This window comes from Streptomyces sp. NPDC060205, from assembly GCF_042728395.1.
Lineage (GTDB): Bacteria > Actinomycetota > Actinomycetes > Streptomycetales > Streptomycetaceae > Streptomyces.
Window position 1 is genome coordinate 1 of record NZ_JBHWZP010000319.1, and the last position, 10433, is coordinate 10433.

At 69.3% G+C, this 10433-nt stretch carries 9 protein-coding genes; 2 read left to right on the forward strand and 7 right to left on the reverse strand.

The annotated features are described in order from the left end of the window. Nucleotides 1-63 precede the first annotated feature (63 nt). The 7 genes from ACFWGJ_RS35970 to ACFWGJ_RS36000 form a co-directional block, all read right to left on the reverse strand. Nucleotides 64-1077 (reverse strand): aldo/keto reductase, encoded by a 1014-nt coding sequence (locus tag ACFWGJ_RS35970; RefSeq protein ID WP_387333007.1) that lies wholly within the window; start codon nucleotides 1075-1077, stop codon nucleotides 64-66. A gap of 67 nt (nucleotides 1078-1144) precedes the next feature. After that, nucleotides 1145-2512, reverse strand: coding sequence for an NtaA/DmoA family FMN-dependent monooxygenase (locus tag ACFWGJ_RS35975; protein ID WP_387333009.1), 1368 nt, complete (start codon nucleotides 2510-2512; stop codon nucleotides 1145-1147). Continuing rightward, nucleotides 2509-3966, reverse strand: a complete 1458-nt coding sequence (locus tag ACFWGJ_RS35980; RefSeq protein ID WP_387333012.1) for an NtaA/DmoA family FMN-dependent monooxygenase — start codon at nucleotides 3964-3966, stop codon at nucleotides 2509-2511. The genes ACFWGJ_RS35975 and ACFWGJ_RS35980 overlap by 4 nt, the downstream gene beginning before the upstream one ends. Then, nucleotides 3966-5765 carry a dipeptide ABC transporter ATP-binding protein gene (locus ACFWGJ_RS35985; RefSeq protein ID WP_387333014.1) on the reverse strand — a complete coding sequence of 600 codons (1800 nt, stop codon included), beginning with the start codon at nucleotides 5763-5765 and terminating at the stop codon, nucleotides 3966-3968. Before ACFWGJ_RS35985 ends, ACFWGJ_RS35980 begins: the two co-directional genes overlap by 1 nt. Beyond that, complete coding sequence (locus tag ACFWGJ_RS35990; protein WP_387333016.1) at nucleotides 5752-6696, reverse strand: ABC transporter permease; 945 nt, start codon at nucleotides 6694-6696, stop codon at nucleotides 5752-5754. Before ACFWGJ_RS35990 ends, ACFWGJ_RS35985 begins: the two co-directional genes overlap by 14 nt. A 1-nt stretch (nucleotide 6697) precedes the next feature. Beyond that, the gene (locus ACFWGJ_RS35995) at nucleotides 6698-7627 is read right to left on the reverse strand and encodes an ABC transporter permease (protein ID WP_387333018.1); all 930 of its coding nucleotides are present in this window, start codon (nucleotides 7625-7627) and stop codon (nucleotides 6698-6700) included. Between the two features lie 4 nt (nucleotides 7628-7631). Next, the gene (locus ACFWGJ_RS36000; RefSeq protein ID WP_387333020.1) at nucleotides 7632-9260 is read right to left on the reverse strand and encodes an ABC transporter substrate-binding protein; all 1629 of its coding nucleotides are present in this window, start codon (nucleotides 9258-9260) and stop codon (nucleotides 7632-7634) included. Between the two features lie 259 nt (nucleotides 9261-9519). On the opposite strand from ACFWGJ_RS36000, the gene ACFWGJ_RS36005 reads away from it, so the two are divergent. Next, nucleotides 9520-9975: a hypothetical protein gene (locus ACFWGJ_RS36005; RefSeq protein WP_387333022.1), complete on the forward strand. Its 456-nt coding sequence runs from the start codon at nucleotides 9520-9522 to the stop codon at nucleotides 9973-9975. 10 nt (nucleotides 9976-9985) lie between these two features. Next, a partial coding sequence (locus ACFWGJ_RS36010; RefSeq protein WP_387333024.1) for an OsmC family protein occupies nucleotides 9986-10433 on the forward strand: 448 nt, incomplete at its 3' end.

Sequence of the window (10433 nt, forward strand, 5' to 3'; positions counted from 1 at the left end):
GGCCGGCCCCGGCACACTCCCGGCCCCCGGCTCTCGCCCCGGCACCCCGCCGCGTTCGACACCTCACCCCCGGTCGACCACACCGGGGCCGCCCGAGAGGTCGCCGGTGAACAGGCCTCGCAGTTCGGCCTCCTCCTGCGCGGTCGGGACCCACCGGGAAGCCCGCGCGTTCTCGTCGAGCTGCCCGGGCACCGTCACTCCCGCGATGACGCTGGTGACCGTCGGCTGGGCGAGCAGCCAGCCGAGAGCCGCCGCGCTCGGAGTGATGTCCCGGTCGCGCGCGAACTGCTCGAACTTCGCCAGAGCCGCCCAGGGCGCCGAACGCAGCAGATAGCGTTTCAGGTTGGTTATCTTCGCGTTCTCCGGAGCCTGCTCCGCCGAGTACTTTCCGGTGAGCAGCCCGTTCTGCAGTGGGAAATAAGGAATGAAACCGAGGCCGTGGTGACCGAGCGCCGGAATCAGTTCTTCCTCCGGTTTGCGCCACAGGAGACTGTATTCGTCGGTCGTCGACACAAATCGGGTGAGGCCTTTCGCGCGGGCCGTGTGTTCCGCGTCGACCAGCTGCCAGGCCTTGAAATTGGATGCGCCGATGTAGCGCACCTTTCCGGACCGCACCAGCGCGTCGAGCGCGGAAAGCGTTTCGTCGATCGGGGTGAGCGGGTCCGGGAAATGGATCTGGTAGAGGTCGATGTAGTCGGTACGCAGTCGGCGCAGCGACTCCTCCACCGCGGCGACGATGTACTTGCGGGACCCGGGCCGGCTGTAGGGGGCACCGCGTTCCTTGGTGAGGTTCAAGCCGAACTTCGTACCGATGACGACCTGTTCACGGCGGTCGCCGAGTGCGGCGGCGAACAGTTCCTCGCTCTGGCCGGGACGGTCGCCGTAGCCCTCGGCGAGATCGAAGTAGGTGATGCCGAGGTCTATCGCACGGTCGACGATCGCGGTGACCGCCTCCTGGCCGGTCGCGCGCATGCCCGACCGGCCGAAGGTGCTGGCACCGATGCCGATCTCGGACAGGACCAGGCCCGACGAGCCGAGCCGGCGGTGTCCTTCGGGGAGTTGCAGAGCAGGGGGCACGTTGTCCTCTGTCCTCGGTAGGTGTCGTCGGCGGATGCCGTTTCCCGGCAGCGCGTGCCGGCCGGTGTCAGTAGGTGTCGTCGGTGTCCAGCAGGCCCTGGAGCGTGGATGCCTCGTACTCGCTGCGGAAGATGCCCCGGCGCTGGAGTTCCGGTACGACGAGGTCGACGAACAGGTCGGCCGGTCCGCGGTGGTACGGGGGGAACAGCTGGACGCCGTCGAGCACCTCCTCCTCCAGGTTCTCCTCCAGCCAGTCGGCGATGGCCTTCGCGTCGCCGACGACGGCCGGCTGCTGTGCGTGCCGGGCGCGCTGGACGTAGTGGTACAGCTCGCGCAGGGTGGCGTCCTCGCCGATCTGGGTGGCGAGGATCTGCCGCAGCAGCTCCCGGTCGTCCTTGGTGTCGCGCGCACGGTCGCTGAGCAGTGGCCTGAGCGCGTCGTCGGCGAGCTTGTCGATGTCCACGACGTCGAGGACGCGCTCGCTGTCACGCACCCGCGACAGGTCGATGCCGAAGGCCTCGGTGAAGGCGGCAGGCAGAGCCTGCGTCAGCTGCAGGGCGTTGATCTCGTTGAACTTGGCACGCGCTTCCCGGGCGGTGCCGCCCAGGTAGAAGGTGATCCCCGGAATGATCTTGAACTTCTCGGGATCACGTCCGTTGGCCGCGACCCGCTCCTTGAGCCTGCGGTACTCCTCCTTGCCGCGGCTGATGCCGAAGTACGGGGAGAACCGCAGCTGCGCGTAGTCGGCGCCGTACCGCAGGGACTCTTCGGAGAGGCCCACCTGCACGATCGGGATGTGGGACTGGACCGGGGGCGGTACGTTCAGCGGTCCGCGGACCTCGAAGTGGTCCCCGTGGTGGTCGATCTGGTGCCAGGAGTCCGGCTTGACGAGCGTGCCCCGGGTTCTGTCGTCGAGCAGGAGGTCGTCGTCCCAGCTGTCGTAGAGCAGTCGGTTGACGACCTCGGTGAACTCCCGGGCCCGGGCGTACTTCGTCCCCTCGGTCGGCACCGGGTTCCTGCCGAAGTTGCCGACGGGGTCGCCGTCCCGGTCGATGCCGAAGACGACGTTCAGTGCGGTGCGCCCCTGGTTGAAGTTGTCCAGTGTCGCCAACTGCCGGGCGACGCCGTAGGGATGCTCGAAGGAGGAGTTCACCGACATCACGAACCCGAGGTTCTTCGTGACGGCCGCGGCATGACCGGCGTACACGAAGTTGTCCCAGCGGAAGATCCGGTTGAGGCGGTCGGGCTCGCTGCCCAGCGCGCTGCCGGCGAAGACGTAGTCGAGTCTGCCGCGTTCGGCGGTGCGGGCGATGTCGAGGATGACGCTGGGGTCGCGCAGGCCGGCGTTCGTGGCCTCCGGGAGCCGCCAGGCGTCCAGGTCCCAGCCGGTGCCGTAGGCGGCCAGGCCCAGGCGGAGCTTGCGTCGGCTGCTCATGCGGATCGTTCCTCCGGGTCGGTGGCGGCGAAGCTGTTGGGGGGTGTGTCGAGGCCGAAGTGGCCCCGGAAGGTGTCGGTCGTGTAGTCGGCGCGGTACACGCCGCGTTCCTGGAGGAGGGGAACCACCTCGTTCGCGAAGCGCTCCAGGGGCTCCCACAGATAGGGCACGCTCACGTTGAACCCTTCGGCGGCCCCGCGGTCGAACCAGTCGATCAGGGTGTCGGCGACGTGCTCGGCCGTACCGATGACCAGGGGGAAGTTCCCCGCGATCGAAGCGCCCAGCACGTCCTTGACCCGTACAGCGCCGTGGTCCACGGTGCGGCCGGTGCGCTGCGCGAGGGCCGTCAGCAGGGTGCGTCCGTAGTCGTTGAACCGGTCGGCGGTGTCCGGCTTGACGGTGCCGTCGACGCCCAGCGGCCGCAGGTCGACGCCGACGCGCTCCGACAGCGAGCGGACGCTGCGGACGCCCTTGGGCAGCGGGAACCGGGAGGCCTTGATGCGGGCCCAGTCCGGACCCGCCCAGTACGACTCGTCCTGGTCGCCCTCGACGATGTCGTCGTCGAAGGGCAGCAGCTCGTTCAGTTCCTCGTACAGGTCGACCGCCTGGGCCCGGGTGTCGGCGACCAGGGGCGTGATGCCCGGCAGGAAGAAGATCGGGTCCACCCGGCCGCGCAGGCGCTCGGCGCGGCGGCGCACGTCGGTGTTGAACGCGATCGAGTCCTCCGGTGTCGCCGGACCGGTGAAGTTGACGTCGGCGTACTTCGCGGTCAGCTCGCGGGAGAGCTCGGAGGCACCGGCGTACAGCAGCGGTACGTGGCCCTGCGGCGGGCGCTCCAGCGGCAGGGTGCCGGCGACCTGGAAGTGTCTGCCCCGCCAGTCGAGCCGGTGGACCTTGGTCTCGTCGATGTAGCGCCCGGTCCTCTTGTCCTGGAGGTAGGCACCGTTCTCGACGCTGTCCCACAGCCGCTGGACGACGTGGATGAACTCGTCGGCGCGCTCGTAGCGGTGGGCGCCGCCCAGGTCCGGGAGGCTGAAGTTGCGGGCGGCCAGGTCGGAGGCGCCCAGGACGACGTTCCACGCCAGCCGTCCGCCGCTGAGGTGGTCGAGGGACGCGGTCAGTCTGGCCAGGATGTACGGCTCGTAGAACGTCGGGTGCGCCGTCACGACGAGCCCGATCTTCGAGGAGTTCAGGGCGAGTTGGGAGGCCAGGGTGAAGGGTTCGAGGCGGCCGGTGTTGTGGGTGGTGATCCACTGCTCGCCGACGATGTCGCCCGGGAGGGTGTCCCCGAGGAAGAGGAAGTCGAACTTCGCGTCCTCGACGATCCGCAGCGCCCTGGTGGCGTACTGCAGCTCGAAGGCCTGGGCCGTGGGTGCGTCCGGGTGGCGCCAGCCGCCCCAGTGGGTGCCGTTGAGCCAGTGCATGTAGCCCAGGTGCAGTTGCCGCTCGGGCATCAGGTGTTCCTTTCTGTTGCGGATCCGCCGGGTCCCACGAGGACGGCCGGGCCGGATCCCGCGACGGCGGCCGGGCCGGGCGCGGCGGCACCGGGGATCGACGCCAGCAGTTCCTTGACGTAGTCGGTCCGCGGCTCGGTGAGGACACCGAGGGCCGGGCCGCGCTCGACGATGTGCCCGTGCTGCAGGACGACGATCTCGTCGGACACCTCGGCGATGACACCCAGGTCGTGCGAGATGAAGACGTAGGTCAGTCCCAGTTCGCGCTGGAGCGAGTCGAGCAGGGCGAGGATCTGGCGCTGCACGGTCACGTCGAGGGCGGAGACCGGTTCGTCCAGGACGACGACGTCGGGCCGTGGCGCGAGCGCGCGGGCGATGGCGACGCGCTGGCGCTGGCCTCCGGAGAGTTCGGCGGTGTACCGGTCGGCGAGCGCGGCGGGCAGGCCGGTCACCTCCAGCAGTTCGGTGATCCGGCGCGCACGCTCCTGCGCCGTCCCGTACCTGTGGCCCCGCAGGGGTTCGTCGAGGATCGCGCGGACCGTGGAGCGCGGGTTGAGGGAGGCGAAGGGGTCCTGGTAGACCATCTGCACCTTGCGGTACAGGGCGGCCTGCCCGGCGCCCCGGCGGTGGTGGACGACCGGTTCGCCGTCGATCTCGACCGTGCCGCTGTCCGCCGGGGTCAGTCCGGCGAGGATGCGTACGAGGGTGGTCTTGCCCGATCCCGATTCGCCGACGATGCCCAGCGTGGTCCCCCTGCGCACCTGGAACGAGGCGTCGGCCACGGCGGTGACCGTGTCCGGACCACCGCGGGAGGCACGGAAGGGACGGGACGTGCGGGCGGTGCGCGAGGTGAAGGTCTTGCCGACCTCCTTGGTCTCGACGACCACCGGAGCGTCCGCGGGCACGGCGCGGAAGTACTCCAGCCGCGTGGTCGCGGCGTGCCGGCCGGAGAACCCGAGCGAGGAGGACCGCAGCAGGTCCTCGGTGTACGGGTCCCCCGGGTCGGCCACGACGTCGCCGACCCGGCCGCCGCGTACGATCCGGCCGTCCTTCACGACGGTGATGTCGTCGGCCCGTTCCGCGGCCACCCCCAGGTCGTGGGTGATGAGCAGAATGCCGAGGCCCTCGCTCTCCACCAGACCGGACAGGAGGTCGAGGATGGTCTTCTGCACGGTGACGTCGAGCGCGGTCGTCGGCTCGTCGGCGATCAGGAGCCGGGGCCGGGTGCTCATCGCGGCGGCGATCAGCACGCGCTGGCACATCCCACCGGACAGCTCGTGCGGATAGCGGCCGTACAGACGTGCGGGATCACGCAGTCCGACCTTCGCGAACAGGTCGAGGACCCGTTCGCGGCGCTCCGCGCGGGAGCCCACGCCGTGCGCGCGCAGGGGCTCGGCTGCCTGGACGCCCACCGGCAGAAGGGGGTTGAGGCCGAGGAGCGCGTCCTGGGGGATGTAGCCGATCTCCTTGCCGCGGACGGCCCGGTACCGCCGTTCGGACAGTCCGGTGAGCGTACGGCCGCCGAGGACGACCTCGCCCGCGGTGACGCGCCCGTTCTCGGGGAGGGTGCCGGTGACGACCCGGCCCAGGGTGGACTTGCCGGAGCCGGACTCGCCGACGACGGCACGGATCGAACCGGCCTCGACCTCCAGGCTCACCCCGTCGAGCACGGGCACCGCGGCGCGGCCGGGGACGGTGAACCGGGCGCTCACGTCCCGCAGGCGAAGCAGCGGCGTGCCCGGCCGGGCGGGCGCGGACGGCGAGACACGTTCGGGCGACGGCGCTTCAGGCGACGACACGGGTCCTCCCTCGGTTGAACGACCTGCCGACGCGGTAGACCGCGAGGACGGTCAGCACGATGACCAGGCCGGGCAGCAGACTCAGCCACCACTGGACGCCGATGAAGGTGCGTCCCTCGGCCACCAGAAGGCCCCACTCGGGCGTCGGCGGGGGCGCGCCGAGGCCGAGGAAACTCAGCGCGGCGACGGTCAGGATCGCCGTGCCGATGTCCATGGTCGCCGCGGCCAGCACCGATCTGGACGCGTTGGGCACGACGTGCTTGAACAGGCGGCGTACATAGCCGTGCCCCGCGAACACCGAGGCCTCGACGTACTTGGCGTTGCTGACCTTCAGCACCTCGGAGCGCATCAGACGGGCGAACCCGGCCGTGCTGTTGATGCCGATGGCCACGGCGATGTTGAGCGTCCCGCGCCCCAGCGCGGAGATGATCGCGAGGGAGACGATCAGGCTCGGCACCGCCAGCATGATGTCGATGATCCGCATCAGGATGCTGTCGGCCCTGCCGCGCAGCGCGCCCGCGACGAGCCCGATCAGCGAACCGCTCACCAGACCGATGGCCACCGCGACGACCGCCGCCTGCAGGGACAGCCGGGTCCCCCACACGGCGCGGGTGAACTGGTCGCGCCCGAAGTCGTCGGTGCCGAAGAAATGGTCGGCGCCCGGGGCCAGCAAAATCTGGGAACCGTCCTGCCGCAGCGGGTCGCCCGAGGCGAACAGGCCCGGGTGGATCGCGGCGAGCAGGATCACGGCGATCCAGAGGTACGCGGCGAGGAGCCCGGGCGAGCGCAGCAGCGCGGTCCACCGTCGGCGGCCACCGTGCCCGGGTGGGCGCGCTCGCAGCCCGACCCGCTGCCGCAGCCGCCCGGAGGGCGGCGTGGGCGTCGCCGCCTCGCCCACTTCCGTCGCTCCCTCGGCTTCGAGAGTCGTCATGTCACCCGTCCCATTGGATCCGCTTGTCGAGCAGCGGGTAGACCGCGTCGACGAGGAGGTTCACGGCGACGAAGATCACCGCGCTGATCGTGACCGCGACCAGGACGACGGGCATGTCACGGCCGTCGACGGCGTCGACCACCAGCCGCCCCACCCCGAGCCGGGAGAACACCGTCTCGGTGAGGACCGTCCCGCCGACCATCACGCCGACGGTGGTTCCCAGCGAGGTGATGACCGGCAGCGCGGCGTTCTTCAGGGCGTGCCGGACCACGACGTCGAACCGGCTGAGTCCCCAGTTGCGGGCCGTCTCGACATACGGCGAGGTCAGCGCGCCGCGCAGATTGGCTGTCAGGAGCTGGGAGATGCTGCCGCCGCCGGCCACCGCGAGGGCCGCCGAGGCGATGAGCAGTCCCCCGAAACTCGGATCGTTGACCGCCTTGATCCAGTGCAGCTGGAAGGCGAACACCTGGAGCAGTACGAGGCCCACCAGGAAGGGAGGCAGCGACACCGCGACCGGCGGCAGCGAGATGAGCAGTTCGCGCGCCCACTTCCAGTTGGTCAGTTCGATGACCACCGACAGCGTCACGCCCAGCACGACCGCGAGGAGCAGTCCGAGGAACGCGAGCTTGAGCGTCTCGGGGAAGGACTCGAAGTACACCTCCACCGCCGGCCGGCGCTGGTAGATGCTCTCGCCGAAGTCGCCCTGGAGGGCTCCTGTCAGCGCGTCCCAGTACTGCACCCACACGGGGCGGTCCAGGCCGAGCAACTCGCGCTGCTCGGCCAAGAGCTGCTCGACGTCGGCGCCGTCGGCGCCGGCCGTGAGGCCGCCCGCCGCGTCACCGGGTACGACGTACAGCAGGAAGAACGCCCCGGTGAACGCGCCCCAGACCACGATCACGCCGTACAGGAGCCGAAGACCGTATCGTGCCATCGCTCTACTTCTTCGCCAGCCAGGCATTGATCAGGTACTGGTCGAGCCCGACCGGCGTGATGTCGTGCAGCCGGGGCGAGTGGGCCCAGATGTCGACGTCGTTGGACACCGGCACCTCGTAGGCCTGCTCGACGAGGATGCGGGCCGCGTGGTCGACCAGTTTCTGACGCTTGTCCTTGTCGATGGTCTGGTTCTGCTCCTGGAGGAGCTTGTCGAGTTCCTTGCCCGTCTGGTCGCCGTCCGCGATGAAGCTCCGGTCGGAGCCGTCCGTCGTGCCGTAGTTGGCGCGCAGGACGTCGGGGTCGGGCGAGGAGGCGTACCAGTAGGCGACGTCGTACTTGCCGCTGAGCAGTGCCTCGTTCGCCTCGGCGGCCAGCGGCGGGTCGAGGACAAGTTCGATGCCGAACTTCTTCCACTGGTCCTGCAGAACCTGGAGGCTCGCGTCGTCGCGCGGGGCGCGCAGCGACAGCCGTTCGCCGTCGGCGTTGCGGCGGATGCCGTCGGAGCCCACCTTGGTCCAGCCTGCCTGCTCCAGCAGTGACTTCGCCTTCTTCGCGTCGTACTTCAGCAGGGCGCTCTGGTCGGAGTAGAAGGGATTGTCCTTGCTCAGCGGCCCGGTCGCGGGCTGGTCCACGCCACCCGAGGCGATCTTGACGAACTGCTCGCGGTCGACGCCGATCTGGAGTGCCTGCCGCACCCGTACGTCCTTGAGGATCTTGGAGGAGGTGTTCAGCGGCAGTTCGAGCCCGGTCGCGGGGTTGAGCGTCTTGGAGATCGTCAGCCCGGAACCCTCCAGCTGGGAGACGTACTTGGCGTTCACCCAGTAGATGAACTGCAGCTCGTCGTCACCGATGACCGCTCCGTTGCGGACCGAGTCCTCAGGGATGATCTTGTAGACGACCTCGTCGAGATAGGCGGACCCGCTGTGCTCGAAGTACTTCGGCGCCCAGTCGTAGTCCTTGCGCTTCTTCAGCACGATGCGCTGGTTCGGGGTGTACTCCTCCAGGTAGAAGGGCCCTGATCCGTCCAGCCACTTCTGCCGCTTCTCGACCGGGAGTTCGGCCGTCTTCTGCGAGACGATGCCGACGTACGCACGGGACAGGGAGGTGAGGAAGGCGGCGTTCGGCTCCGCGAACTCGACGGTCACCTTGCGCGCGGAGGGCGTGGTGATCCTGCTGATGCCCTGCACGATGGTCTTGGCGCTGGAGTGGATGCCGGGCCGGTTCAGACTCTCCAGGTTGGCCTTGACCACCTTCGCGGTGAGTGCGGTGCCGTCGTGGAAGGTCACGTCGTCACGCAGCTCGAACGAATAGGTCCGCGCGTCCTTGCTGACCGTCCAGCTCGTGGCGAGCCACGGTTCGACCTTCTTGGTCCGGGGGTTGTAGAAGACGAGCGAGTCGGCGAGGGAGCGGGCGACCGTGCGCCAGACCTGGTTGACGACGGCTGCGTCGACCCCGCCGGGGTCGGCGCTGAGGCCTATGTTGAGGGTGCCTCCGTAGCGGTCCTTCTTGGCCACGTTGGCTGCTGCCTCGCTCTGCCCGCCGCTGCCGCTGCCCGAGCAGGCGGCGGTTGCGAGAAGCGCCAGCGTGGCCCCCACTGCGGTAAGCCAGTGCCGCGGACGTGAACTGAACACGACTTGTTGTTTCCTCTCGATCGGCTCAGGGGCGAGCGGTAGCGGCTGCGCTGTCGTCGATGACCGGTCGGCGCTACGTAGGTGCACTTGCCTCAGGCGAAGGTGCGGCAGCGATACATAGAACTTCTTGCATCAAAGCCAACTTGCGATACGGCTGGGCGACTTCTGGATATAGCCGCCCCGTAACCGATATGTTTACACGGGCGTGCGCTAAGTATCGTGACGACAGTGTTGCAGTCTCCTGAACGGGGAAACCGGCATGGTGTTCGACAAGAAGTACGGCGACGAGGTCCGGCAGCGGGCCGTCGAGCGCGTACGGCAGCGGCGTCTCGCGGAGCCCGAGAACCGCTCGATCGTGCGGGAGGTGGCCGAGGAGTTCGAGGTCGGCCCGCAGTCCTTGCGCAAGTGGCTGACCCGCTACGACGACGGCAGTTACGACTACGACTCAGCCCCTGCCCCGGCTGCCGCCTCCGGCGACGGTCACGCAGACGGGTGGGAGCCCCGCGCGGCTCCGGTCGGCCGGCAGGAGCGCGGTACGGGCCGGCGCGAACTGCTCGTCAGGATCTCGGAGCTGGAGCACCGGATCGCCGTCCTCCAGGAGGACAACCGTTCCCTGACCCGGGTCGTCTCCCTGCTGGCCGACCAGCTGCGGGTGGCCACCACGGGCGGTGTCCAGATTCCGGACCCCCCGGCCCGCCACGCACCTCGTGCCTAGACTTCACGGGGTGAGCGACAGAATGACCGTGGTCAGCAACCTGCACGGGCGGACCACCGACGTCCGCGGCCGTTACGCGATCACCGGACCCGGCTTCGAGATCACCTCGGACGGATCGGTACGCAGCGGCGGCCCGGGCGAGGAGGCCGGCTCGCTCGACCTGCTCGTCGCGTCCCTGGTCTCCTGTGCGCTCAACGCGTTCCGGCACGACTTCGTCGAAGGCGGGCAGCCGGAGCGCCAGGTCGAGATCTTCGCCCGTATCGAGCGCCGGATCGAGGGCGACTATCTGGGCACGCTCGTCATGGAGTGCTTCATCGACGGCGTCGACCACGTGACGGCCGCGGAGCTCGTGGCCGAGTACAAGAAGCGGTGCCGCATCTACAACGCGCTCAAGGAGAGCCTTCCGGTGGTGTTCGTCCCGCACACCTCGGGATCGGCACCGGGCCCGGGACCGGGCC